The 26,520-nt window shown below is 64.1% G+C and carries 21 protein-coding genes; 19 read left to right on the forward strand and 2 right to left on the reverse strand.

Annotation, left to right across the window (positions count from 1 at the left end; all coding sequences use genetic code 11):
- Positions 1-60: 60 nt before the first annotated feature.
- Positions 61-855 carry an enoyl-CoA hydratase-related protein gene (locus A0W34_RS11775; RefSeq protein ID WP_003942812.1) on the reverse strand — a complete coding sequence of 265 codons (795 nt, stop codon included), beginning with the start codon at positions 853-855 and terminating at the stop codon, positions 61-63.
- 131 nt (positions 856-986) lie between these two features.
- Positions 987-1,178 (reverse strand): 50S ribosomal protein L28, encoded by a 192-nt coding sequence (gene rpmB, locus A0W34_RS11780; RefSeq protein WP_003942669.1) that lies wholly within the window; start codon positions 1,176-1,178, stop codon positions 987-989.
- A gap of 333 nt (positions 1,179-1,511) precedes the next feature.
- Here rpmB and A0W34_RS11785 point away from each other — a divergent pair, with 333 nt between their 5' ends.
- The 19 genes from A0W34_RS11785 to ffh all read left to right on the forward strand — a co-directional run bounded on the left by A0W34_RS11785 (position 1,512) and on the right by ffh (position 26,518).
- Positions 1,512-3,221 carry a DAK2 domain-containing protein gene (locus A0W34_RS11785; protein WP_064444393.1) on the forward strand — a complete coding sequence of 570 codons (1,710 nt, stop codon included), beginning with the start codon at positions 1,512-1,514 and terminating at the stop codon, positions 3,219-3,221.
- Between the two features lie 73 nt (positions 3,222-3,294).
- Positions 3,295-5,556 (forward strand): ATP-dependent DNA helicase RecG, encoded by a 2,262-nt coding sequence (recG, locus tag A0W34_RS11790; RefSeq protein ID WP_003942757.1) that lies wholly within the window; start codon positions 3,295-3,297, stop codon positions 5,554-5,556.
- 120 nt (positions 5,557-5,676) lie between these two features.
- Positions 5,677-9,081 (forward strand): pyruvate carboxylase, encoded by a 3,405-nt coding sequence (locus tag A0W34_RS11795; protein ID WP_003942675.1) that lies wholly within the window; start codon positions 5,677-5,679, stop codon positions 9,079-9,081.
- The gene (gene rsmD, locus A0W34_RS11800; protein WP_030535425.1) at positions 9,078-9,644 is read left to right on the forward strand and encodes a 16S rRNA (guanine(966)-N(2))-methyltransferase RsmD; all 567 of its coding nucleotides are present in this window, start codon (positions 9,078-9,080) and stop codon (positions 9,642-9,644) included. The genes A0W34_RS11795 and rsmD overlap by 4 nt, the downstream gene beginning before the upstream one ends.
- On the forward strand, positions 9,641-10,135 hold the full coding sequence (gene coaD, locus A0W34_RS11805; RefSeq protein WP_003942776.1) for a pantetheine-phosphate adenylyltransferase: 495 nt from the start codon (positions 9,641-9,643) through the stop codon (positions 10,133-10,135). Before rsmD ends, coaD begins: the two co-directional genes overlap by 4 nt.
- A gap of 131 nt (positions 10,136-10,266) precedes the next feature.
- Positions 10,267-11,028, forward strand: coding sequence for a DivIVA domain-containing protein (locus A0W34_RS11810; RefSeq protein WP_003942696.1), 762 nt, complete (start codon positions 10,267-10,269; stop codon positions 11,026-11,028).
- Between the two features lie 189 nt (positions 11,029-11,217).
- Positions 11,218-11,778 (forward strand): YceD family protein, encoded by a 561-nt coding sequence (locus A0W34_RS11815; protein WP_007729319.1) that lies wholly within the window; start codon positions 11,218-11,220, stop codon positions 11,776-11,778.
- Between the two features lie 2 nt (positions 11,779-11,780).
- Positions 11,781-11,963, forward strand: coding sequence for a 50S ribosomal protein L32 (rpmF, locus tag A0W34_RS11820; protein WP_007729318.1), 183 nt, complete (start codon positions 11,781-11,783; stop codon positions 11,961-11,963).
- A 19-nt stretch (positions 11,964-11,982) separates the two neighbouring features.
- Entirely contained in the window at positions 11,983-12,756 is a 774-nt protein-coding gene (gene rnc / locus A0W34_RS11825; protein WP_081557711.1) for a ribonuclease III, read from the forward strand.
- 8 nt (positions 12,757-12,764) lie between these two features.
- Complete coding sequence (mutM, locus tag A0W34_RS11830; protein WP_003942752.1) at positions 12,765-13,634, forward strand: bifunctional DNA-formamidopyrimidine glycosylase/DNA-(apurinic or apyrimidinic site) lyase; 870 nt, start codon at positions 12,765-12,767, stop codon at positions 13,632-13,634.
- Positions 13,635-13,676: 42 nt separating this feature from the next.
- A complete protein-coding gene (locus A0W34_RS11835) occupies positions 13,677-14,129 on the forward strand; it encodes an OsmC family protein (protein ID WP_081557712.1) in 453 nt (150 codons plus the stop codon).
- On the forward strand, positions 14,129-15,052 hold the full coding sequence (locus A0W34_RS11840) for an SMP-30/gluconolactonase/LRE family protein (RefSeq protein WP_064444395.1): 924 nt from the start codon (positions 14,129-14,131) through the stop codon (positions 15,050-15,052). Before A0W34_RS11835 ends, A0W34_RS11840 begins: the two co-directional genes overlap by 1 nt.
- 5 nt (positions 15,053-15,057) lie before the next feature.
- On the forward strand, positions 15,058-15,342 hold the full coding sequence (locus A0W34_RS11845) for an acylphosphatase (RefSeq protein ID WP_007729313.1): 285 nt from the start codon (positions 15,058-15,060) through the stop codon (positions 15,340-15,342).
- A gap of 26 nt (positions 15,343-15,368) precedes the next feature.
- Positions 15,369-18,956, forward strand: coding sequence for a chromosome segregation protein SMC (gene smc / locus A0W34_RS11850; RefSeq protein WP_081557713.1), 3,588 nt, complete (start codon positions 15,369-15,371; stop codon positions 18,954-18,956).
- Between the two features lie 42 nt (positions 18,957-18,998).
- A complete protein-coding gene (gene ftsY / locus A0W34_RS11855) occupies positions 18,999-20,426 on the forward strand; it encodes a signal recognition particle-docking protein FtsY (RefSeq protein ID WP_030535428.1) in 1,428 nt (475 codons plus the stop codon).
- Positions 20,427-20,673: 247 nt separating this feature from the next.
- Positions 20,674-21,933, forward strand: a complete 1,260-nt coding sequence (locus tag A0W34_RS11860) for an ammonium transporter (protein WP_042450902.1) — start codon at positions 20,674-20,676, stop codon at positions 21,931-21,933.
- A gap of 56 nt (positions 21,934-21,989) precedes the next feature.
- Positions 21,990-22,328 carry a P-II family nitrogen regulator gene (locus tag A0W34_RS11865; RefSeq protein ID WP_003942772.1) on the forward strand — a complete coding sequence of 113 codons (339 nt, stop codon included), beginning with the start codon at positions 21,990-21,992 and terminating at the stop codon, positions 22,326-22,328.
- Positions 22,318-24,825 (forward strand): [protein-PII] uridylyltransferase, encoded by a 2,508-nt coding sequence (locus tag A0W34_RS11870; RefSeq protein ID WP_003942689.1) that lies wholly within the window; start codon positions 22,318-22,320, stop codon positions 24,823-24,825. Before A0W34_RS11865 ends, A0W34_RS11870 begins: the two co-directional genes overlap by 11 nt.
- A gap of 115 nt (positions 24,826-24,940) precedes the next feature.
- Positions 24,941-26,518, forward strand: a complete 1,578-nt coding sequence (ffh, locus tag A0W34_RS11875; RefSeq protein WP_081557714.1) for a signal recognition particle protein — start codon at positions 24,941-24,943, stop codon at positions 26,516-26,518.
- Positions 26,519-26,520 lie beyond the last annotated feature (2 nt).

The raw sequence follows: 26,520 nt of genomic DNA on the forward strand, positions 1-26,520 counted from the left end.
GGTGTCTGCACGAACCGGCCTGCCGAACGTCGAGTCGCGACGTTCGGCACGGCAGTTCGACTAGGCCTGCTTTGCGGAAGTGAAATCGGGCCGACGCTTGTCGACGAACGCGTCGACGCCCTCGCGTCCGATCGGGCTGTTCGCTGCGATGGCGATGGACGCGGCTTCGGCGTCGAGTTGCTCGGCGAGCGAGTTCGTCCGCGACGAACGCAGCAGTGCTTTGATTCCCGAGTACGACGTACTCGGTCCGTTGGCCAAAGCGCGGGCGAGGCGAGCTGCCTCTTCCTGGACCTCGTCGTCGCCGACGAGTCGGGTGAGGATCCCCAGGCGGACGGCTTCGTCGCCACCGATCACCGAATCGTTGAGAAGAATCTCGCGAGCGCGTGCCACGCCGACGATGCGTGGAAGCGTCCACGACATTCCGCCGTCCGGGGTGAAACCGATGGAGGGGTACGCGGGGCGAAGCTTGGTGCCGGTGCCGCCGATTGCGACGTCGGCGAGGCAGACCAGGCTCATTCCGGCGCCGGCGGCCCATCCGTGGACCCCGGCCACCACTGGAGCGGTCGCAGCGTCGAGCGCGCGAACGAACACGTGGAAGACGCGGGCAACCTCGGCGACGTACTCGCCGCGGTCAGGGGCTGCGGCGAACGCACGGACGTTGCCGCCGGCACAGAAGTTTGCGCCTTCGCCGACCAGAAGGATGCTCCCGATGTCGTTTCCGACTGTCTCGAGCGCCTGCGCGCCCTGAACCAGTCCTTCGTCGTCGAGGGAGGTGCCGTTGGCGGCGGTGGAAATGGTGATGCGGAGTACGCCCTCGTCGAGGGTCACTTTGCTCAGGTCATCGATGGAAGTCACTCAACGCACATTACGGGTGTCCGACAGCCATACGAAACACGGGGACACATAGATACAGCCACATAGATACAGCTCTGCCCCCGTCACCGAAGTGACGGGGGCAGAGCCTGCAATAGTTTGTGCTCGGGCAATCAGCCCCGAGCGACCTTGCCTGCCTTCAGGCAGGAGGTGCACACGTTGACCTTACGGGTGTTACCCGGGGCAACCTCGGTACGAACAGACTGAATGTTCGGGTTCCAGCGACGATTGGTACGCCGGTGCGAGTGCGAGACCGACTTACCGAAGCCGGGCCCCTTGGCGCATACGTCGCAGACGGCAGCCATAGTCGCGAACTCCTTGTTAGAAATGAATATTGAAGTGGTTACCCTACACGGTAGGGCAGCCAGAATTACAATCCGAATATACTCGACTTCGAACCGATCCTTGACCGCTCACTGTGCAGCCGAACGTGAAAACAGTCAATCAGCAACAAACAAAGTGCAGCATTATTTCGTGTAGCCCGTTCGAGGCAACCGTGTAAGAGTAACCGCTTCCGGCCCGAATGGCCAAACCGCCCGGTAATGACGGTTGCGCAGAAGCGTCGGACTACCCTCGACTGCACCGATCACCGATCTCTTTTTCATCGTCAGTCTTTCCATCGTCGAGGGGAACCGTCAGTGGGGGAAGTGCAACGCGTCGCCGAAGAAGCGGAATCCGTCGCGGACGGACGTCTGCTGCGGCGCTGGGCCCGCCGGGCGGTCGACAGCCTCCAGAAACGTCGCGGTGAGATCAACAGCCTCAACGTCTTTCCCATCCCTGATTCGGATACCGGCACCAATCTGCTGTTCACGATGCGGGCTGCACTCGATTCCGCCGAGACGATCGAGGACGACGTCCGCAGTGCGGGCCGCGTCGCCAACGCTCTGGCTCGGGGCGCCGTGTCCGGTGCTCGCGGTAATTCCGGAGTGATCCTCTCCCAGGTGATCCGGGGCATCGCCGAGAGCGTTCAAGGTGAGCACATCGACGGCCGAAGCTTCGCGAACTCGCTGACCACGGCGACGACGCTGGCCTCTCGGGCTGTCTCCGATCTGGTGGAAGGCACCATCGTCACGGTATTGCGCGCATCGGGAGAAGCAGCGCAGGAGTGCGTCGACACCAGGACACCGAGCGGCGAGGATCTTGCATCCGTGGTTGCCGCCGCTGCCGACGCCGCTGCGGTCGCACTGAACAAGACGCCGGAGCAACTGGACGTTCTCGCGTCCGCCGGGGTGGTCGATGCCGGGGGATTCGGTCTGGTTCTGATCCTCGACGCCTTTGTCGAGGTGCTGACCGGGAAGCCGCAGGTTCGCGAAGATCTGGGGACGCCGGACCCGAGGTCGAGCGCAGTTGTCGACGTCAGCGCATTCGATCACGATTGGGCTCACAAGAGCCCGATCGAATGTGGTGATCACTCGGAACAGGATTTCGAGGTCATGTACCTCGTCGACGACTCCGACGACGATCGCATGACGGCGCTGCGCACGCGGCTGTCCGTCCTCGGAGATTCGACGGTCATCGTCAGCGACGGTTTCGGCGGCTGGTCGGTGCACGTGCATTGCTGCGATGCCGGTGCAGCCGTGGAAGCCGGCCTCGAGGCCGGGAAGGTGCACGGTATTCGCATCAGCAGTTTTCTCGTCGACGAACGCGACCAGTTGGTGGCACGGGCGGAGAGGCGATTCCCCGGGGCCGGCGCGCGCGGCGTACTGGCCGTCGTTGCCGGTGACAGCGCGGCGGCGTTGTTCGAGAGTGAGGGTGCGACGGTTCTTCGGTGCGACGATGCGCCGGTGACACGCGCACAACTGCTCGGCCGCATTCGTCAGATGGAACGCAGCGAGGTTCTGGTGCTGCCGAACGGCGCCTTGACGGCTCAGGAACTCGTCGCAGTCAGTGCCGCTGCACGCGATCCGCTTCACCAGGTTCTGCTGCTGTCGACATCGTCGATGGTCCAGGGCTTGGCAGCACTTGCCGTTCACGACCCTCAGCGCAACGTCGCCGACGACGGCTTCACGATGTCCGAGGCGGCGGCCGCCACGCGCTGGGGATCGTTGCGGATCGCGGTCGAGCGTTCGCTGACCTACGTCGGGACATGTGATCCGGGTGACGCGATCGGTCTGATGGGGCACGAGGTGGTGCTCATCGGTCCCGACGTCGCGGAGTCGAGTGCGCGACTGGTCGACCTCGCGCTCGGATCCGGCGGCGAACTCGTGACCCTACTCATGGGCGCCGACGCGCCGGACGACCTGGCCGGGCAGCTCGAGGCGCACGTCGTCGCGCACCACCCGGGCGTCGACGTGCTCGTCTATCAGGGTGATCAGCCGGGTGACCTGTTCCAGTTGGGTGTGGAGTGATCGAACCTGGTCTGTCGGTGACTGCTGATATACGAACACATGTGCTTACCGCGACACTGTGCTGGAGGAACTGATGGCGACGCTCGCCGACCCACTCGATCGGCTGCTGGGAAAGAAGACCGCGGACGCGCTCGACGAGGCGTTCGAGATCCGCACCGTCGAGGACCTGCTGCGTCACTACCCACACCGGTACGCGTCGGCAGGCAAGGAACTCGCCGAGAAGGAGCCGCCCGAGGGTGAGCACATCACCATCATCGCGCGGGTGGCGTCGGCCGCCGTCGTGAAGATGAAGAACCGTCCGGGGCAGATGTTGCGAGTATCGCTGGCGACTGATTCGCAGACCGTCGACGTCACGTTCTTCAACCCGCAGAAGGTGCGGCACGTCATCAAGCCCGGCGTTCGGGCGATGTTCTCCGGGACGGTGAAGTACTTCCGCGGCAAGTGGTCTCTCACTCATCCGAGCTACCTGATTCTCCCGGAACCTCGTGTCGGCGAAGAGGATTCGGTAGTTCCGCTTGCATCCATCAAGGGAGCCGGTGACCTTGCGGGCCTGGCTCGCGCAAATCAGGATCCCGGCGCCGAACTCGATCTGTCCGTCTTCGACCGCGCGTTGATCCCGCTGTACCCGGCGACCCGCGAGGTCGAGAGCTGGACCATCATGCGGTGCGTGCGGCAAGTGCTCGACCAACTCGATCCGATCGAGGAGCCGTTGCCCGCCGAGACTCGGGCCGAGCACGGATTCATCGGTTTGGACGAGGCGCTGCGCACCGTTCACCTGCCAGATACCAAGGAAGACATCGAACGAGCACAGGATCGTCTGCGTTTCGACGAGGCGCTGTCTCTGCAGTTGGTCCTCGCGATGCGTCGTCACGACAATTCCGAGCGTGTGGCTCCGGCCTGCGCTCCGGTCGCCGGCGGGATCGCGGACCAGTTCGAGGAGATGCTCCCGTTCACTCTGACGGAGGGACAGCAAGCAGTCGCGGAGGAGATCTCCACCGACCTTGCCCGCCCACACCCGATGAGCCGCCTTCTTCAGGGCGAGGTCGGGTCAGGCAAGACGATCGTGGCTCTGCGCGCGATGCTGCAGGTCGTCGATGCGGGTTATCAGTGCGCGTTGCTCGCACCCACCGAGGTCCTGGCAAATCAGCACGCGCGATCACTGCGCAAGATGATGGGCTCGCTGGCTGCAGGTGGTGAACTCGGTTCTGCCGAACATTCCACCCGTATCGCCCTTCTTACCGGCTCGCTGCCTGTCGCTGCGAAGCGCGCAGCGCTGCTCGAAGCCGTGACCGGCGACGCCGGGATCGTCATCGGTACCCATGCGCTCATTCAGGACAACGTCGAGTTCTTCAACCTCGGCATGGTTGTCGTCGACGAGCAACACCGCTTCGGCGTCGAGCAACGTGATCAGTTGCGATCACGTGCCCGTGAAGGACTGAGTCCGCATCTGCTGGTGATGACGGCAACGCCGATTCCGCGAACCATCGCCATGACCGTGCTCGGCGACCTCGAGGTCTCGACCCTGCGAGAGCTTCCACGTGGGCGAACCCCGATCAAGAGCAGTGTCGTGCCCGCGAAGCAGAAGCCGCAGTGGGTCGATCGCGCATGGGAACGAATCCGTGAGGACGTCGCCGACGGCCGTCAGGCGTATGTCGTGTGCTCGCGGATCGGTGACGGCGAGCAGGGTGCAGGCGAAGATCAGTTCACCGAGGAGAAGCAGCCCGAGACCAAGTCGGCGGTCGACGTCTTCGAAGAGCTGTCGAGTGGTCCGCTGGCCGATCTGCGAGTCGGGTTGCTGCACGGTCGACTGCCTTCCGACGAAAAGGACGTGGTGATGAGCGCGTTCAACGTCGGTGACATCGACGTCCTCGTCTGTACGACCGTTGTCGAAGTCGGTGTCGACGTTCCGAATGCGACGGTGATGGTGATCGTCGACGCCGAGCGGTTCGGCGTCAGTCAGCTCCATCAGTTGCGTGGCCGCGTCGGTCGAGGGAAACACCAGGGACTGTGCATCCTCGTCACCGGAAGCAATCCCGGGGGGCCGGCGTACGAGCGGCTCTCGGCGGTGGCAGCGACCAACGACGGGTTCGAACTGGCTCAACTCGACCTCGCGACCAGACGTGAAGGAGACATCCTCGGTGCGGCGCAGTCGGGCACAACCTCGAATCTGCGGCTGCTTTCCCTCATGGCCCATGGAGACATCCTCGAGTCCGCCAGGGAGTTCGCTCAGGGAATCGTCGACTCCGATCCGTCGCTCGACGGTCATCCCGCCCTCGCTTCCATGGTGACCGCTGCCCTGGACTCCGACCGGATCGAGTACCTCGAGAAGTCGTGAAGGGTATGACGACAAGCTGAAATCGAATAGCACGAGGACCGCCGGGTTGGTTTCTCGATTCAGTCCGAAATATGAGACTCCGCATGTAGACGCAAGATGAAATCGGGGTAGTTTTCTCGAATGTTCTCCAAAGTGCTCGTCGCGAACCGCGGCGAAATTGCGATCCGTGCCTTCCGCGCCGCCTACGAACTAGGTGCCGGAACCGTCGCGGTGTTCCCGTACGAGGATCGGAATTCGATCCACCGTCTCAAGGCAGACGAGAGCTACCAGATCGGGGAGAAGGGTCACCCCGTTCGCGCGTATCTCTCGGTCGAGGAAATCGTCGCCGCCGCCAAGAGCGCCGGAGCCGACGCCATCTACCCCGGTTACGGCTTCCTCTCCGAGAACCCGGACTTGTCGGCGGCGTGTGCCGAGGCAGGCATCAAGTTCGTCGGCCCGTCCGCCGAGATCCTCGAGTTGACCGGAAACAAGGCTCGGGCCATCGCAGCGGCAAAGGCCGCCGGTCTCCCGGTGCTCGCGTCTTCGGAGCCGTCAGCGGACATCGACGAGTTGCTCGCAGCCGCCGAGGACATGACCTTCCCGCTCTTCGTCAAGGCTGTCGCAGGCGGCGGTGGGCGCGGAATGCGCCGCGTTGCGGAGCGCTCACAGCTCAAGGAATCGATCGAAGCCGCAGCACGCGAAGCGGAATCGGCCTTCGGCGATTCGACGGTCTTCCTCGAGCAGGCCGTCATCGACCCCCGGCACATCGAAGTGCAGATCCTCGCCGACGAGCAGGGCAACGTCATCCACCTCTTCGAGCGTGACTGCTCGCTGCAACGTCGCCACCAGAAGGTGATCGAGCTCGCTCCGGCGCCCAATCTCTCGGAAGAGTTGCGCGCCAAGATCTGTGCCGACGCCGTCGCCTTCGCGAAGGAGATCGGATACACGTGCGCGGGCACCGTCGAGTTCCTTCTCGACAAGCGCGGCAACCACGTCTTCATCGAGATGAACCCGCGAATTCAGGTCGAGCACACCGTCACCGAAGAAGTGACGGACGTGGACCTGGTCCAGTCGCAGCTCAAGATCGCGTCCGGTTCGACGCTTGCAGAACTTGGTCTGTCACAGGAGACGATCAAGCTTCGCGGCGCGGCGCTGCAGTGCCGCATCACGACCGAGGATCCGGCAAACGGATTCCGCCCGGACACCGGCCGTATCACCGCGTACCGCACCCCGGGCGGAGCCGGTATCCGCTTGGACGGTGGCGCCACACTCGGCGCCGAGGTCGGAGCGTACTTCGATTCCATGCTGGTCAAACTCACTTGTCGCGGTCGCGACCTCGAAGCCGCTGTGGCGCGAGCTCGCCGCGCGGTCACCGAGTTCCGCATTCGTGGTGTCTCGACCAACATTCCGTTCCTGCAGGCGGTTCTCGACGACCCGGACTTCCGGGCCGGACGCGTGACAACCTCCTTCATCGAGGAACGTCCTCAGTTGCTGACTCTGCGTTCTTCGGCAGACCGCGGCACGAAGATCCTGACCTACCTCGCGGATGTGACTGTCAACAAGCCGCACGGGGAGCGTCCCTCGGCGGTGTACCCGCAGGACAAGCTGCCCAAGATCGATCTTTCGACACCCCCTCCTGCCGGTAGCCGTCAGCGCCTGCTCGAACTCGGACCCGAAGGTTTCGCGAAGGCACTGCGTGAGCAGAAGGCCGTCGGCGTCACCGACACCACCTTCCGTGACGCGCACCAGTCGTTGTTGGCCACGCGAGTTCGAACCAGCGGACTGCTCGGAGTTGCCGGGCACGTTGCGCGGTTGACGCCGGAACTGCTCTCGATCGAAGCCTGGGGCGGCGCGACCTACGATGTGGGACTTCGCTTCCTGCACGAGGATCCGTGGTACCGGCTTGCCGCATTGCGCGAGGCGATTCCCAACATCTGCCTCCAGATGCTTCTTCGCGGTCGAAACACGGTGGGCTACACGCCGTATCCCGAAAAGGTCACGCGCGCATTCGTTCAGGAAGCCACCGACACCGGCATCGACATCTTCCGAATCTTCGACGCGCTCAACAACGTCGACCAGATGCGCCCTGCCATCGACGCGGTGCGTGAGACCGGAACGGCCCTCGCCGAGGTGGCGTTGAGCTACACCGGCGATCTGTCGGATCCGAACGAAACGCTGTACACGCTCGACTACTACCTGAAGTTGGCAGAAGAGATCGTCGATGCGGGCGCTCACGTGCTCGCGATCAAGGACATGGCGGGCCTGCTGCGCGCTCCGGCGGCCACCAAGCTCGTGACGGCGCTACGCAGCAACTTCGATCTTCCGGTTCACGTCCACACGCATGACACCCCCGGTGGACAGTTGGCCACGTATTTCGCCGCGTGGCAGGCGGGCGCCGACGCAGTCGACGGTGCTTCGGCGGCACTGGCCGGAACCACCAGTCAGCCTGCGCTCTCGGCCATCGTTGCCGCCGCTGCGCACTCCGAGTTCGACACCGGACTGAACCTGCAGAACGTGTGCGACCTCGAACCGTACTGGGAGGCGCTGCGAAAGGTGTACGCGCCGTTCGAATCCGGACTGCCGGCGCCGACGGGACGTGTGTACACGCACGAGATTCCGGGCGGCCAGCTCTCCAATCTCCGGACCCAGGCCGTTGCTCTCGGTCTCGGCGACCGGTTCGAAGAGGTCGAAGCCAAGTACGCCGACGCGGACCGCATGCTCGGGCATCTCGTGAAGGTGACGCCGTCGTCGAAGGTCGTCGGCGACCTCGCCCTCCACCTTGTCGGCGCCGGCGTGCCTTCGGAGGAGTTTGCCGCAGATCCGGCGAAGTTCGACATTCCCGACTCCGTGGTGGGCTTCCTGCGCGGTGAACTCGGTACGCCTCCCGGTGGTTGGCCGGAACCGTTCCGCAGCAAGGCACTCGAAGGACGTGGCCAGGCCAAGCCCGAAGCGACGTTGTCCGCTGAGGACGAGGTGCTGCTCGAGGGCTCGTCGAAGGACCGTCAGGCGACGCTGAACCGTCTGCTGTTCCCCGGCCCGACAAAGGAATTCCTCGAACACCGCGAGAAGTACGGTGACACGTCGCGGCTTTCGGCGAACCAGTTCTTCTACGGTTTGCGGCGCGGCGACGAGCACCGGGTCGAGTTGGCTCCCGGCGTGGAACTGATCATCGGTCTCGAGGCGATCTCCGAGCCCGACGAGCGCGGCTACCGCACTGTCATGTGCATCCTGAACGGCCAGCTGCGCCCGGTCTCGATCCGCGATCGCTCCATTGCCAGTGACGTACCGGTGGCGGAGAAGGCCGACAAGAACAACCCGGGCCACGTGGCTGCACCGTTCGCGGGCGTCGTGACGCTCGCGGTGAAGGAAGGCCAGAAGATCGAGGCCGGCGACACCGTGGCCACGATCGAAGCAATGAAGATGGAAGCGGCGATCACCTCGCCGCGCGCCGGCGTCGTCTCTCGGATCGCGATCAGCGCCGTCCAACAGGTCGAGGGCGGAGACCTGCTGGTAGTCGTCTCGACGGGGGAGAGCGCCGCAGAGTGACACGCATCATCTCGGGACTCGCGGGCGGTCGACGCCTGCGAGTCCCGCCGAGCGGCACCCGTCCGACGTCGGATCGGGTTCGTGAGGCGCTGTTCAGTGCTCTCGAAGCGCGCATCGATCTCGAAGGGTGCGCGGTTCTCGACCTCTTTGCGGGTTCGGGTGCTCTCGGCCTCGAGGCGCTCTCGCGGGGAGCCGAGCACGTTGTTCTCGTGGAATCGGATGCCAAGGCTGCTGCCGTCATCAAGGCGAACATCGGCACTGTCGCGTTGCCTGGGGCGACGGTTCGCGCCGCTCCGGTTGCGGCCGTGGTCTCGGGTCCGAGCGCGCGTGAATACGACATCGTGATCGCGGACCCACCGTATGCGGTGACCGACGAGGCCGTCGTGTCCATGCTCACCGATCTGCAGGCCAACAAATGGGTGGGGGAGGGCACGATCGTGGTACTCGAACGATCGTCGCGCTCGCCGGAGACCGTGTGGCCTCAGGGCTACGAGCCGATCAAGGCCAAGAACTACGGTGAAGCCCGCATCGAGCTGGCCACCTGCTACGGTCTGGACTCATGACTGGCGCCGTCTGCCCCGGATCCTTCGACCCTGTGACCAACGGTCACCTCGACGTAATCGGAAGAGTTGCTGCGCAATTCGACGAGGTCGTGGTCACCGTGCTGATCAACAAGAGCAAGCGTGGCATGTTCACGATCGACGAGCGGATCGAGATGCTCGAAGACGCGACGAGTCACCTGCCCAACGTTCGCGTCACGTCGTGGCACGGATTGTTGGTCGACTACGCGAAACAAGAAGGCCTCAGCGCGATCGTCAAGGGTCTGCGCGGCGCGAACGACTTCGATTACGAGCTGCAGATGGCTCAGATGAATCAGAAGCTCACGGGCGTCGACACACTGTTCGTCGCCACGAATCCGACGTACAGCTACCTGTCGAGTTCTCTGGTGAAGGAAGTCGCGACTTTCGGCGGCGACGTCTCCGACATGTTGCCGGCCAAAGTGCATTCTCGGCTACTCGCACGTATCGCCGAGCGAGCAGCCGAAAACAGCTGATCCCCGACACACCGACCACGACGACACCCCGTTGGCCGTTCTTCCGGCAAACTTGGACAGGAACGGGCACAGGTCCGAGTGGACCGGTGACGATGTGGGCCGATTTCGGCCGGTAGAGATTGGGGTTGCTTGTGTACCGCGTATTCGAGGCACTGGACGAACTGGTCGCAATTGTCGAAGAGGCGCGCGGTGTTCCCATGACCGCAGGGTGTGTTGTGCCTCGCGGTGACGTACTCGAGCTACTCGACGACGTCCGGGACGCAATTCCGAGCGAGCTGGACGACGCTCAGGACGTCCTCGATCATCGCGACAAATTGGTCGGTGACGCGCGAGCAAACGCCGAGAAGACGGTCAGCAGCGCCAATGCCGAGGCAACCTCGACTGTGGAGAACGCACGCGACGACGCCGACCGGATTCTGTCCGATGCCAAGGCTCAGGCCGATCGCATGGTTGCCGAAGCGCGTGCGCACGCCGATCAGTTGGTCGAGGACGCCGAAGCAGAAGCGGAACGGACCGTCACCGACGGCCGTCGTGAGTACGAGGCCGTCACCGGACGGGCGCGTGCCGAGGCCGATCGGATGATCGAGTCCGGCCAGGCCTCGTACGAACATTCGGTGGCGGAGGGAACGGCGGAGCAGGCTCGTCTGGTGTCGCAGACCGAGGTTGTCCAGTCAGCTCACGCGGAATCCGCGCGAGTGATCGACGCCGCTCATGCCGAGTCCGACAGGATGCGTTCGGAGTGTGACCTGTACGTGGACACCAAGTTGGCCGAGTTCGAAGAGTTCCTCACCGGAACGGTTCGATCGGTCGGGCGTGGTCGTCAACAGCTTCGAACGGGTTCGGGGGTTCCCGACTACCAGGACGACGATCGTCGTTCCGAGCGGCGCCGATAGAGCAGACAAGTCAGTCGAGGGTGGGTCGTCCGATATGGGGCGGCCCACTTTTTCGTGGATCGAATTGGGATTTGCCTTGTAGCTGCCGTATTGTGGAGTGGTTGCCCATACCAGTTTCAACAGTTAGGTGAGTTCTCTTTGTCAACGCATCGTCGTAGCTCGTCGCATCAGTCAAGTGATGCGGGATTTTTGCTGGACACGGTCAAGCTCGGTCGTCGTCCAGGGTCGATGCGTACCGTCGAGAGAACAATTCAGTCCCCGAACCGTATCGGTCTCGATCTGATCGCGATCGAAGCGGGCGCGGACATAGATCTCGATCTTCGTCTCGAAGCGGTGTCCGAAGGCGTTCTCGTCACCGGAAACGTGCACGCACCCACCAAGGGTGAATGCTCGCGGTGCCTTGAACCTTTCACCGACACCGTGGACATCTATCTCACGGAGCTGTTCGCTTACCCGGACAGCACCACCGAGGAGACGACGGAAGAGGGAGAGGTCTACGCGGTCGAAGACGACGAAATCGACCTCGAACCGGTCATCGTCGATGCAGTCGGGCTGGCGCTTCCGCTCCAGCCTCTGTGCAGTGACGATTGCCTGGGATTGTGCTCAGAATGTGGCATTCGCCTGGCGATTGCGGAATCTGGGCATGGGCATGACATACTTGATCCTCGCTGGGCTGGTCTCGCGGCCAAATTTGGCGTGGAATCAAACACCAGCGAAAATCTTGTGATCACCGAAGCCGAGGAGAAGTAGAAGTGGCTGTCCCCAAGCGCAAAATGTCGCGATCCAACACGCGGTCGCGTCGTAGCCAGTGGAAGACCACTGTGCCCACCCTCGTTACCTGCCCCAACCGTGGCTGTGGCGAGCAGACCCTTCCCCACATCGCATGCCCGTCATGCGGTACTTACAAGGGCCGCCAGGTAACCGCTGCTGTCTAGTTCTCCCCGGAGAAAGACTATGACGAGCGAAAATACAGTTTCAGCCGCCGGCGGCGAGGGCAATCAAGACAAGCTCCTCGCCGCTGTCGGCGTAGATATAGAGCCCGGTCTTCTGACCCTGGCTCTCACGCACCGCTCGTACGCGTACGAGAACGGCGGACTGCCCACGAACGAGCGCCTCGAGTTCCTCGGGGATTCCGTTCTCGGCGTCACGGTGACCGAAAATCTCTACCTGTCCCACCCGGACAAATCCGAAGGTGATCTGGCGAAGATCCGTGCCAGCGTGGTCAACATGCATGCACTCGCCGAGGTTGCCAGGACTCTGGGTGAAGGTGGACTCGGAGCACACCTGCTGCTGGGTAAGGGCGAGGAAATGACGGGCGGCCGTGACAAGCCGTCCATTCTCGCCGACGGTATGGAGTCGATTCTCGGCGCCATCCACCTGCAGCACGGCATCGAGACTGCGCGACGCGTCGTCCTCGATCTGTTCGACGATCTACTCACTCGCGCACCGCTTCTGGGCGCGGGTCTGGATTGGAAGACGAGTCTGCAGGAACTGACCGCAGAACACGGTGCCGGAGTTCCCGTTTACGAGATCACCGCCACCGGACCCGATCACGACAAGGAATTCACGGCCACCGTTCTCATCAGTGGCAAACCCTTGGGTGTCGGTGTCGGTCGTTCCAAGAAGGAAGCCGAGCAGAAGGCAGCAAGTTCGGCATGGAAGACGATGTCGGAGAATGCCGCTGCTACCGCAGTCGCTGCTGACGACACGCCTGATCTTGCCGGCTGAGTTCACTCTTGCCTGAGCTTCCCGAAGTCGAAGTCGTTCGCCGCGGCCTACAGTCTCATGCTGTAGGTGCGGCGATCGAGGCCGTCGAGGTACTCCATCCCCGCGCGATCAGGCGCCACATTCTCGGTTCCGAGGACTTGATCGGCCAACTCACCGGGCAGACCATCGCTTCGGCAGAGCGTCGCGGCAAGTACCTGTGGCTGGTTCTCGAGCCTGCCGGTGTCGGACTGGTGGTTCATCTCGGGATGAGCGGACAGATGCTGGTCCAACCCCCGACAGTCGACTGGGAAAAGCACCTACGCATTCGGTTGGCCCTCGATTCCGGGGCCGATCTTCGATTCGTCGATCAGCGGACCTTCGGTGGCTGGTCGATTTCACCCCTCGTCGAGGTCGACGGAACGATGCTGCCCGAGTCGGTGGCGCACATCGCTCGCGATCCCATGGATGCGGCGTTCGATCTCGAATCCGTCGTGAAAGTCCTGCGGGGCAAGCACACCGAGATCAAGCGCGCGATTCTCGACCAGACGGTGGTCTCCGGAATCGGAAACATCTACGCCGACGAATCATTGTGGCGCGCCAAGATTCACGGCAACCGTATCGCCGAAACGCTTACCAGGCCCAAACTTCGAGAACTGTTGACCGCGGCACACTCGGTGATGGGTGAAGCGCTCGATCAGGGCGGTACGTCCTTCGACGCGCTGTACGTGAACGTCAACGGGGAATCGGGCTACTTCGACCGGTCGCTGTCGGCGTACGGGCAGGAAAATCTCCCGTGCCCGCGATGCGGCGCGCCGATCAAGCGTGAGAAGTTCATGAATCGATCGTCGTTCAGTTGCCCGCGGTGCCAGCCGACCCCGAGGGCACGGCGAATCGCCTAGGTCTCCCGCTCCTTCGGTTCGGCGGAGTGGCAAGATTGCGTCATGGCTGAACAGACTCCCGACACCACTGCAACCGCCCCGGCTCACACGGAGCTTTGGGTCGAACGAACCGGAACCCGCCTCTACACCGGCAAGAGTTCGCGCGGCGCAGAGGTTCTCATCGGCTCCGAATCGGTGTCAGGAGTCTTCACGCCCGGCGAACTCCTCAAAATTGCACTGGCCGCATGCACCGGGATGAGCTCCGACTTCCCGATCTCGCGCCGGCTCGGTGACAACTACGACGCGACGGTCCGAGTGTCCGGAGCCGCCGATCGTGAAAACGAGGTCTACCCGCAGCTCGACGAGGTTCTCGAGCTCGATCTCAGCGAGTTGGATGCCGAGGCACAGCAGCGCCTCATCACTCTCGTCGAGCGTTCCGTGGACAAGGTATGCACGGTCGGGCGCACTCTCAAGGCCGGAACCAAGGTCACTCTGTCGTTCGACACGGAAGCCTGATGTTCCGCGCCGGCAGCGTTGTCGCTGCGATCGCACTGGGTTCCGTTGTGGCGCTGAGTGCTCCGGCGCAGGCCTCGGTCCCGGCCGACGGCTCGGCCGGTAGTTGCGGCACATGGACGTCGAGCGTCGTGACGACTGGTGCCGGAATGCTCGAGAACCTCGAATTCGACGGCAACGGATCGATGGTGTTGTCGCAGTCGGCTCTGATCGGGCCGGGTGCACTGCTGAAAGTGGCGCCGGACGGAACACGGACAACTTTGGTCGGTGACGTCACCGGACCTGGCGGTCTGGTCGCGCGTGAGGGATCCGTGTACTTCACCACGGGCAACTCGACTGTCTCGGGACTGTTCGGAATCGCCGACGGCAGCCTCCGCAAGGTCGACGTCGCAGACGGGTCGGTGACAACGATCGCCGACGGTCTGGTGATGCCGAACGGGCTTGTGCAGCTGGACGATAACCGTTTCCTCACTGCCCGCACACTCACCAGGCCGGGGCTCACGGTCGTCAACAGTGACGGAAGCAGTTCGATCGTTCGTGAAGACCTCGGCACCGTCGACGGCCTCGCACGCTCCGGTTCGACGATCTACGTGAGCACGACCTTCGACATGGTCACCGCCGTCCACATCCTCGACGCAAACGATCTGGGCGGGCCGGTGCGAACGATCACGCTCCCCGGGTTCGGTCCGGCAAACATGGCGGACGATCTGACCGTCGGACCGGACGGCGCGTTGTACGTCGCATTCAATGCAGGCGGCAAAGTTGTTCGCGTCGATCCGGATTCGGGATCTTCGTGTGAGATCGCCTCGGGTCTGCCGTTCACATCTGCGGTCAAGTTCGGCGCCGGACCGGGCTGGGATCCCAACGCGCTCTACACCACCGGATTCCTGGGTGACGTTCACCGTCTCGAACGTGTGGCGGGCTGAGCGTCATGGCTGAAGCAGCGCCTGTGCGGTTGACGGCGTGGGTTCACGGATACGTTCAAGGCGTCGGGTTCCGGTGGTGGACCAGGGCCCGCGCTCTCGAACTCGGATTGATCGGATATGCGTCCAATCAGCGTGACGGTCGAGTGCTCGTCGTGGCGGAAGGCCAACGCACGCAGCTCGAGCGATTGGTGGAGCTGCTGCGCTCCGGCACTACCCCGGGCACGGTGGATCTCGTGGTCGACAGCTGGGACACCGCCAGGGGCGACCTGACAGGGTTCGTCGAACGCTGACCGGTTTGGCGGTAAAGTTTCCTCCCATGCACCTCAAGAGTCTGACACTCAAGGGATTCAAATCCTTTGCGTCGGCAACGACTCTTCGGTTCGAGCCGGGAATTACCTGTGTGGTCGGCCCGAACGGCTCGGGTAAATCCAACGTCGTCGATGCGTTGGCCTGGGTGATGGGCGAGCAGGGCGCCAAGGCCCTGCGCGGCGGCAAGATGGAAGATGTCATCTTTGCCGGCACCTCCGGCCGCGCGCCGCTGGGCCGCGCCGAGGTGACCTTGACCATCGACAACGCCGACGGGGCGCTCCCGATCGAGTACTCCGAGGTGTCGATCACGCGCCGCATGTTCCGCGACGGCGCGGGGGAGTACGAGATCAACGGCTCGTCCTGCCGTCTGATGGACGTCCAGGAACTGCTCAGCGACTCCGGCATCGGCCGCGAAATGCATGTCATCGTCGGGCAGGGACGGCTCGCCGCGATCCTCGAATCCCGTCCCGAAGATCGACGCGCCTTCATCGAAGAAGCCGCGGGAGTCCTCAAACATCGCCGCCGCAAGGAAAAAGCGGTGCGCAAACTCGATTCCATGCAGGCCAATCTCGCTCGCCTCAGTGACCTCACCGCGGAACTGCGTCGGCAACTCAAACCGCTGGGACGCCAAGCCGAGGTTGCTCGGCGAGCACAGACGGTCCAGGCTGACCTGCGTGATGCAAAGATGCGTCTGGCCGCTGACGATCTGGTGACCCGTCGAAACCAGTTGAACGACCAGGCACAGGACGAGAAAGCGGCCCGTGAACAGCACAACCAGGTGGCGGCTGCGCTCGACGAGGCCAACCTCGAACTCGGGCGCCAGGAGCAAGCTCTCGCTCGTCTGACTCCGGGATCGGAAGCCGCTGCGCAGAGTTGGTTCCAGCTTTCCGCGCTTGCCGAACGCGTGAACGCCACTGTGCGCATCGCCCGCGAGCGTGCGCGTCATCTCGACTCCGAACCCGTCGGCAACCGCGGCCAGGACCCGGACGAGATGGAGGCGCGCGCCGAACGTCTTGCTGCCGAGGAGGCCGAACTCCTCGAAGGCGTCGAAATCGCGCGAGCGGCCTCGGAAGCTGCTCGGGACCAGCTCGCAGCCACCGAAGATGCTGCAGCAGAAGCGGAACGGGCGCACATGGCGGAAGTTCGTGCCGTCGCCGACCGCCGTGAAGGTCTTGCTCGACTCTCCGGTCAGGTCGACACTCTGCGTACCCGCGTCGAATCCGTCGACGCGGAAGTGTCTCGGCTGACCGAGGCGATCGACGAGGCTCGTCTGCGTGGCGATGCCGCACAGGCCGAGTTCGACACGGTGCAAGAAAGCATCGGGGACCTCGACGCCGGTGAAGTCGGCCTCGATACCAATCACGAACGCGCCATCGAGGCTCTCGAGATGATCGACGCGCGCGTCGAAGAGCTTCGTGAGGAAGAAAAAACGAGCGGGCAACGCATCGCTTCGCTCCGGGCGCGCATCGAGGCACTGTCGATGGGTTTGCAGCGCAAGGACGGTGGCGGCTGGCTGCTCGAACACCGCGGCGACGACGGCATCACCTCGCTGGTCGGATTGATTCACGTCGAACCCGGCTACGAGGCCGCGATCGCTGCCGCGATGGGGCCGGCGGCGGACGCCGTCGTGGCGCAGTCGCTGGACTCTGCTCGTTCCGCTGTCACAGCACTGGCCGATCAGGACGGTGGACGTGCATCACTGATCGTGAGCGGTGAACCGGCGATCAAGCGCGAGGCCGAGATCGCGCCGGGTAGTCGTCCGGCCGTCGACGTCATCGACTGCCCTGACGAGTTGCGTGCCGGATTGACCGCCATCCTCGATGGCGTCGTCCTGGTCGAGACTCTCGATGACGCGATTCGAGTTGTTGCTGACCACAAGGGAATTCGCGCAGTGACGCGTTCCGGCGATCTGCACGGTTCGGGGTGGATGATCGGTGGCTCGGATCGGCAACCGAGCACGCTCGAGGTGCAGGCGGCGATCGACGCGTCAGCAGCGGAACTGGCGGCAACGGAGAGCCGATCCGAGGAACTCGACGCGGCGCTGTCCGGCGCTCTGGCCGAACAGGCCGCTCGACGCGAGACCGCGGAGCAAACTTTGGCCGCGCTCAACGAGTCGGACGCTGCCATGTCCGCCATCTACGAGCAGTTGGGCAGATTGGGGCAGGCAGCACGAGTCGCCCACGCGGAATCCGAGCGGTTGACCGCCCAGCGAGTGCGTGCCGAGGAGGGCCGCGGTGAGTCGCTGACAAAGCTCGCGGATCTGGAGGAACGTCTGCGCGTCGCCGAAACCGACGGCAGTGCACCGGGACACGGTGCGGAATCGACCGCTGCCGATCGCGAAATGGCCGCAGCAGCGCTCGCCGAAGTGCGCATCGTCGAAATGGATGCTCGCCTTGCCGTGCGCACCGCCGAAGAGCGTGCGGAATCCGTACGCGGAAAGGCTGATTCGCTTCGCCGCGCCGCGGCCGCCGAACGAGAAGCGCGGATCCGCGCCGAACGGGCTCTGCGCGCCAGGGCGCACGCTGCGGAGGTCGCAGCTGCCGTGGCCGAATCGGGACAGCGTGTGGCGGCCGAACTCGAGACCGTCGTCGCCGCGGCTCTTGCTCACCGTGACGAGTTGGCTCGGGCCCGCACCGAGTGCACGGCCAAGCTGGATCAGGTCCGCGAGACAGTCCGAGCACTGACCGGACAACTCGCTTCGCTCACCGACGCCGTCCACCGCGACGAGGTAGCGAAGGCACAGGCAGCGCTGCGCATCGAACAACTCGAGGAGTCGATCCTCGATCAGTACGGTATCGGCCTCGACGATCTGATCGCCGAGTACGGGCCCGAGGTCGAACTGCCGCCGACCGCTCTCGAAATCGAGGAGTACGAGCAGGCCAAGGAGCGTGGGGAGCAGGTCACCGCCCCCGCTCCGCTTCCGTACGACCGCGCGACTCAGGAACGGCGCGCCAAGCGGGCCGAGAAGGACCTCGCCACCCTCGGCAAGGTCAATCCGCTGGCGCTCGAGGAATTCGCAGCTCTCGAGGAGCGGTACACCTTCCTCTCCACTCAGCTCGAGGACGTCAAGACCGCACGCAAGGACCTTCTTGCTGTGGTCGCAGACGTCGACGCACGAATTCTGCAGGTGTTCACCGAGGCCTATGCCGACGTCGAGCGTGAGTTCGTGGGAGTGTTCGAGAAATTGTTTCCCGGGGGAGAAGGGCGGCTGGTCCTCACCGATCCCTCGGACATGCTCACCACCGGCATCGAAGTCGAGGCGCGTCCGCCCGGTAAGAAGGTCAAACGGTTGTCGTTGCTGTCGGGCGGCGAGAAGTCGTTGACCGCGGTGGCCATGCTGGTCGCGATCTTCCGGGCACGCCCGTCCCCGTTCTACGTGATGGACGAAGTCGAGGCGGCGTTGGACGACACCAACCTGCGGCGGCTGATCGGACTCTTCGAACAATTGCGGGAGAAGTCGCAGTTGATCGTGATCACTCACCAGAAACCGACGATGGAAATCGCCGATGCGTTGTACGGCGTCAGCATGCGCGGCGACGGCATCACCACCGTGATTTCGCAGCGACTTCGCGGTCAAGACATGGCCTCGACGTAAGCCCTGCTCACTTTCCGGGTCGGAGCCTGAAACAATGGGCCGGTGACTACCCAGGCTTGGATCATCATCGCGGCTGTAGCGGCCGTACTACTCGTCGTTCTCGTTGCCGGATTCCTGCGCTACCGCAAGGGGCAGGTATCGCTGAAGGCGCCCGAGACGAAGCCGGAGCTCGGCGCCCCCGAGAAGGACAAGTCAGGCGGCTACAAGGCCGGTGGCGGGTTCAACTTCAGTCAGGGGTCGACGGCAACGGCGCCACCTCCGGTGGTTCCGACGCCGCCGGTCGCCGAGATGCCGCCCGTCGTCGAAGAACCTGTCGTCGAAAAACCGATCGTCGAAGAACCGGTTGCGGAGAAGCCGGCCGTTGTCGAGGAGCCGGTTGTCGAAGAACCCGCTGTTGTCGAGGAACCGGTTGTCGAAGAGCCGGTAATCGAAAAGCCGGTCGTAGAAGAACCAGCGGTAGCAGAACCTGTTGTCGAAGAACCTGTCGTTCCCGAACCTGTCGTCGTTCCCGCGCCAGTCGAGCCTGCACCGCGCGTGCTGGACGAGATCGACCCGACCGAGGGTCGGTTGGACCGACTGCGCGGGCGCCTTTCCCGCTCGCAGTCAGCAGTCGGCAAGAGCTTGCTGGGTCTGCTCGGTGGCGGCGATCTGGACGAGGACTCGTGGGAAGAAGTCGAGGACACCCTCCTCATCGCGGACCTCGGCTCCGCGACCACGGAAAAAGTCGTCACGAAGCTTCGTGAGCAGATGGCGGCCCGCAGCGTCCGGACCGAGGCTGCCGCCCGCGCCCTTCTGCGCGAGGTGTTGATCGCCGAACTGCGTCCCGAACTGGACCGCTCCATCCGCGCATTGCCGCACGATGATCACCCGGCTGTTCTGCTCGTCGTCGGCGTCAACGGGACCGGCAAGACAACCACCACCGGCAAGCTGGCTCGCGTGCTCGTCGCCGACGGTCGTCGCGTCGTGCTCGGTGCCGCGGACACGTTCCGCGCCGCCGCCGCCGATCAGCTCCAGACGTGGGCCGAGCGTGTCGGCGCTGAAGTTGTTCGTGGCAAGGAGGGTGGCGATCCCGCTGCGATTGCCTTCGACGCGGTCTCACGGGGCATCGCGGACGGCGTCGACGTGGTCCTGATCGACACCGCCGGCCGTCTGCACACCAAGACCGGTCTGATGGACGAGCTCGGCAAGGTCAAGCGGGTTATCGAGAAGAAGGCCTCGGTCGACGACGTTCTGCTGGTTCTCGATGCGACGGTCGGCCAGAACGGATTGGCGCAGGCTCGAGTGTTCGCGGAGGTCGTGGACATCACCGGCGTCGTACTGACCAAGCTGGACGGAACCGCCAAGGGCGGAATCGTCTTCCAGGTTCAGCATGAACTGGGTGTGCCGGTGAAGTTGGTCGGCCTCGGTGAAGGTGCCGACGACCTGGCGCCGTTCGAGCCGGGTGCGTTCGTCGACGCCCTCCTGGGCTGACGCCCCCGTGCGCCTTTTTGGTAGCGCGAACTACCAAAAAGGCGCACAGGGTCGGTAGAACCCCCTGGCGAAACCTGTTTGCAACAAAGTTGGGCAATTGGTTCACGTCTGCGAAACGCGACAGCGCCATGGACGAAACACCAGCCCAGCACTCTTCTCCTTAACGACGTGCTGCCCGGCACGTGCGACTAGGAGGTAGTAAGTGAGTACCGACGATTTGTTGGCGAACTCCGGTAACGCCGCATGGATGCTGATGGCTGCATCTCTGGTCTTGCTGATGACACCCGGCCTCGCTTTCTTCTACGGCGGGATGTCTCGGTCCAAGTCCGTCCTGAACATGATGATGATGTCCTTCGGGGCCATGGCCGTCATCGGCGTCATCTACGTTCTGTGGGGATGGTCGATGTCCTACGGCACCGAGAACATCGGGGGCATTTTTGCCAACCCGTTCGAGTTCTTCGGCCTCAAGAACAGCATCACCGATGCTGACGGCAACTTCATCGCCGGCGCCTGGGGCTACCCCAACGTCATCGACATCGCGTTCCAGGTGACATTCGCGATCATCACCACCGCCCTCATCAGTGGTGCCCTGGCCGAGCGGGTCAAGTTCGGCACCTGGCTCCTGTTCTCGGGTATCTGGGTCACCGTCGTCTACTTCCCGCTCGCACACATGGTGTGGGGCGGCGGACTCCTCTCGGGTTCCGAGGACGGCATCGCGGCAAAGCTCTTCGGCACCACGGTCAACGACGACGGAGTCACCGTCGCCAACGTCGCTCCGATCGACTTCGCCGGTGGCACAGTCGTTCACATCAACGCGGGTATGGCCGGTCTGGTCCTCGCACTCATCGTCGGCAAGCGTCTCGGCTTCGGCAAGACCGCCTTCCGTCCGCACAACCTGCCCTTCGTGATGCTCGGCGCCGCACTCCTCTGGTTCGGTTGGTTCGGCTTCAACGCCGGCTCGGCATTCGCCGCCGACGGTAACGCCGGTCTCGCCTGGGTCAACACGACCACCGCGACGTGTGCCGCAGTCCTGGCCTGGCTCGCTACCGAGCGTATTCGTGACGGCCACGCCACCAGCCTCGGCGCAGCTTCCGGTGCGGTCGCCGGTCTGGTCGCCATCACCCCTGCTGCCGGTGCGCTCAACCCGGTCGGTTCCATCTTCCTCGGCGCAGTAGCCGGCATCCTGTCCGCTCTCGCTGTCGGCCTGAAGTTCCGCTTCGGCTTCGACGACTCGCTCGACGTCGTCGGTGTTCACCTTGTCTCCGGCCTGTGGGGCACGATCGGTATCGGATTCTTCGGCACCGCAACCGGCCTCTTCTACGGCGGCGACTACAAGCAACTGGTGGTTCAGATCGTGATCGCACTCGCAGCACTCGTCTTCACCGGCGTTCTGACGACGATCATCGGCTTCGCACTCAAGCCCCTGGGCTGGCGAATCTCGGCCGAGGACGAGGCACGCGGCATCGACGAGACCGAACACGCAGAGACCGCATACGACCTCGCGTGATCAGCACGTGATTAAAGTGAATTCAGGCACTTCAGAGTTTGGAAAGGGATGAGCACATGAAGCTGATCACAGCAATCGTCAAGCCGTTCACGCTCGAGGACGTCAAGACCGGACTCGAGCAGGCCGGAGTGCTGGGTATGACAGTCAGCGAAGTTCAGGGCTACGGCCGACAGAAGGGCCACACCGAGGTGTACCGAGGCGCGGAGTACTCCGTGGACTTCGTACCCAAGGTCCGGGTCGAGGTCGTCGTCGACGACGCGGCCGTGGACAAGGTGGTCGAGGTGATCGTCGAGGCCGCTCGAACCGGCAAGATCGGTGACGGCAAGGTGTGGGTTTCGCCAGTCGAGTCGGTCATCCGGGTTCGCACCGGGGAACGCGGTGGCGATGCACTCTGACCCGAAAGGGTCCGAGAACTTCGGCCCTGGTTCCGTCGCGAAAGCGACGGGGCCAGGGCCGGTCTCGTCAGGGGGATCCGACGAAGCTGCGGACCTGGCCCGCGCACGCAAGGCCCTACTCACCGGAGGCGTCAAGAACAGGAGGCTCGACGCCCCCGCGCTGCGACATGCACTGGTCGATCTGCACGAATTCTGGTTGACCACCAAGGGGACCGAACTGGGCATCAAACCGGATTGTGGGTTTGCCATCGTCGCCGTGGGTGGTCTCGGCCGACGCGAACTGCTGCCGTATTCCGATCTCGATCTGATTCTGCTGCATGACGACATGGACCCAGCAGTCGTGGCCCAGGTCGCGGACAGCCTGTGGTACCCGCTGTGGGACGCGCACATCAAACTCGACCACAGCGTGCGGACGCTTCCGCAGGCGCTTCAGGTTGCGGCCACCGACATGACGGCAGCACTCGGAATGCTCGAAGCACGCCACATCGCCGGCGACGTGGAGCTGAGCAACTTGTTGATCAGTGGTGTCCGACGACAGTGGCGCATGGACATCCGCAGCCGATTCGACGAATTGATCACCCAGACCCGTACGAGGTGGGAGCGCAGCGGCGAGATCGCCCATCGCGCCGAACCGGATCTCAAGAGCGGTCGTGGCGGGCTGCGTGACGTCCAACTGCTCAACGCCCTGTCCATCGCGCAATTGACCGACGGGATGCCGGGGCTGGGACCCAACTCGCCCGGCGGCGGTCTGGCACTTGCGCACAGGCGGTTGCTCGACGTGCGCACCGAACTTCACCGCGTTGCCGGTCGCGCCCGCGACCAACTGCGAGCACAGGACGCCGACGAGATCGGTGCGGCGCTACGGATCGGTGATCGATTCGATCTGGCCCGCCTTCTCAGCGAATCGGCGCGCACCATCAGCTATTCGGTCGACGTCGGTATCCGTACCGCCGGAAACTCCTTGCCCCGGCGTGGTTTGTCGCGGCTGCGTCGCGCGCCGGTGCGGCGGCCACTGGACGAGGGCGTCGTCGAGCATGCCGGCGAAGTAGTTCTGGCGCGCGATGCGAGACCGAAGAAGGATCCCGGTCTGGTGATGCGGGTCGCGGCAGCGGCGGCCACCAACGGCATGCCGATCTCCGCGTCGACGCTCAATCGCTTGGCAGACAATGCCCCCGAACTGCGTGAGCCGTGGCCGAAAAATGCAGTCAACGATCTCTTGGTCGTGCTGGGTTCCGGATCGCGTGCGGTTCCGGTGATCGAGGCGATGGACCGGACCGGGCTCTGGGGTCGACTCCTGCCGGAGTGGGGGACCATTCGCGATCTTCCGCCGCGCGACGCCGTCCACACGTGGACGGTGGATCGGCACCTGGTCGAAACCGCCGCGTATGCAAGCGGATTCACCACTCGCGTCGCTCGGCCGGATCTGCTCATGCTCGGTGCGTTGATCCACGACATCGGGAAGGGGCGAGGGGGAGACCACAGCGTCGTCGGTGCCGAATTGGCCACCGCGATCGGAAATCGCTTGGGACTCTGGCCTTCCGACGTCGCGACGTTGACGGCGATGGTGCGATACCACTTGCTGTTGCCGGAAACCGCCACCCGTCGCGACCTCGACGATCCGGCAACCGTGCAGCGAGTGGTCGACGCACTCGAGGGAGACGGGACCCTTCTCGATCTCCTGCATTCGTTGGCGGAAGCGGATTCGCTGGCCACCGGGCCTGGTGTCTGGGGCGACTGGAAGTCGTCGTTGATCGGCGAGCTGGTGCGTCGTTGTCGTTTGCTGATGGCAGGGGAGGAGCTCCCCCAACCCGATCCACTCGCTCCCGAGCAATTGGCCATCGCCGAGGAGGGCGGGGTTCACGTCTCGCTCGTTCCGGCCGAGAATGCGCACACCTACGTCGTGACCGTCATCGCGCCCGACGCTCCCGGGCTGCTGTCTCGGGCTGCCGGAGTTCTGGCGCTGCAGTCGTTGCGGGTGCATTCCGCATCGCTGGGGTCGCATGCAGGTTCGGCGGTCAACTCGTTTGTCGTGACGCCGAGGTTCGGCACACCCCCGCAGGCGGTGCTGCTCCGGCAGGAATTGATCCGGGCTTCGGCCGGTGAACTGAATTTGCTCGAACTTCTCGACGCGAAGGACGAGGAGGCACGGGCAGAGCAGTGGGACGACCCGATCCAGACCAACAAGGATTCCGCGGTTCCGGTGCTCTATGCGCAGGCGCCACCGCGGGTCATCTGGTTCGACGCGCCCGGTGACGGTCAGGCGATCCTCGAATTGCGTACCGAGGACCGCGTCGGCCTGCTCTGCCGACTGGCCGCAGCACTCGAACACAGTGGAGCCGACATCCGGTGGGCGAAGGTCGCCACCTTGGGTTCCTCGGTGGTCGACGCGTTCTGCCTCGACTTCGGTGAGGCCGATACCCGCGCGGCGCGAGAGCGCGTCGAGGAGGCGGTGCTGGCGGTGGTTCCGGTGCCACAACCCAAGAAGAAAGAGGATTGACGGACCGGTTTCGGCAGTTACGCCCGCATCGGCTGGGATCGGTGCGGGCGTAGCGGCTAGGCTGGTGCCCGAGAATATCCACGGCTAACTCGCACGACCTTCAGGAGCGCACTCGGTGTTCGAATCCCTTTCCGACAGATTGACCGGATCTCTCAAGGATCTGCGTGGCAAGGGTCGTCTGTCCGGCGCCGACATCGACGCTACGGCCCGCGAGATCCGCCTTGCCCTGCTCGAGGCCGACGTAGCGCTTCCCGTAGTGCGCAGCTTCATCGCCAAGATCAAGGAACGCGCCAAGGGCGCCGAGGTCTCGGGTGCACTGAACCCGGCTCAGCAGGTCGTCAAGATCGTCAACGAAGAGCTTGTCGAGGTTCTCGGCGGCGAAACTCGTCGACTGCAGTTCGCCAAGACTCCGCCGACGGTCATCATGTTGGCCGGTCTGCAGGGTTCCGGTAAGACCACGCTGGCCGGAAAGTTGGCCAAGTGGCTCAAGGATCAGGGGCACACGCCCCTCCTCGTCGCCTGTGACCTTCAGCGTCCCGGCGCCGTCACTCAGCTTCAGATCGTCGGTGAGCGTGCGGGCGCGGCAGTCTTCGCGCCGCATCCCGGTACCTCCATCGGCGGCGGCGAGAACGCACTGGGCGTGTCCGCAGCCGACCCCGTCGAGGTCGCCCGCGCCGGCGTCGAAGAAGCACGCAACAAGCATTACGACGTCGTGATCGTCGACACCGCCGGTCGCCTCGGTATCGACTCGGAGCTGATGGCGCAGGCCGCCGGTATCCGTGACGCCGTCAACCCGGACGAGACCATCTTCGTCCTCGACGCCATGATCGGTCAGGACGCGGTCAGCACGGCCGACGCGTTCCGTGAGGGAGTCGGCATCACCGGTGTCGTCCTCACCAAGCTCGACGGCGACGCCCGCGGTGGTGCCGCGCTGAGCGTCCGCGAGGTCACCGGCCAGCCGATCCTCTTCGCGTCCACCGGCGAGAAGCTCGAAGACTTCGACGTCTTCCATCCCGATCGCATGGCCAGCCGGATCCTCGGTATGGGCGATGTCCTGAGCCTCATCGAGCAGGCCGAGCAGGTTTTCGACGCCGATCAGGCCGAAGCGACCGCAGCGAAGATCGGTTCCGGTCAGCTCACCCTCGAAGACTTCCTCGATCAGATGATGGCCGTCCGCAAGATGGGCCCGATCGGCAACCTCCTCGGTATGTTGCCGGGTGCCGGCGGCATGAAGGACGCGCTGGCCAACGTCGACGAGAAGCAACTCGATCGCATTCAGGCCATCATCCGCGGTATGACGCCGGCCGAGCGCGACGATCCGAAGATCATCAACGCCTCACGCAGACTGCGCATCGCGAACGGTTCGGGCGTCAAGGTTTCCGACGTCAACCAGTTGGTGGACCGTTTCTTCGAAGCCCGCAAGATGATGGCTGCCATGGCCGGCCGTATGGGTATGCCCGGCGCGCGTAAGCAGGTTCGCAGCAAGAGGGGCAAGAAGGGCAAGAAGGGCGGCAAGGGCCCGACGCAGCCCAAGATGCGCGGAGGATTCCCCGGCATGGGCGGATTCCCGGGTATGCCCGGCGGAATGCCGGCCGGTATGCCCGACCTGTCGAACATGCCCAAGGGTCTCGATCAGTTGCCGCCCGGACTGGAAGGCATCGATCTCTCCCAGCTCAAGCTGCCCAAGAAGTAGTC

Source organism: Rhodococcus sp. BH4 (assembly GCF_002079265.1).
GTDB classification, from domain to species: domain Bacteria; phylum Actinomycetota; class Actinomycetes; order Mycobacteriales; family Mycobacteriaceae; genus Rhodococcus_F; species Rhodococcus_F qingshengii.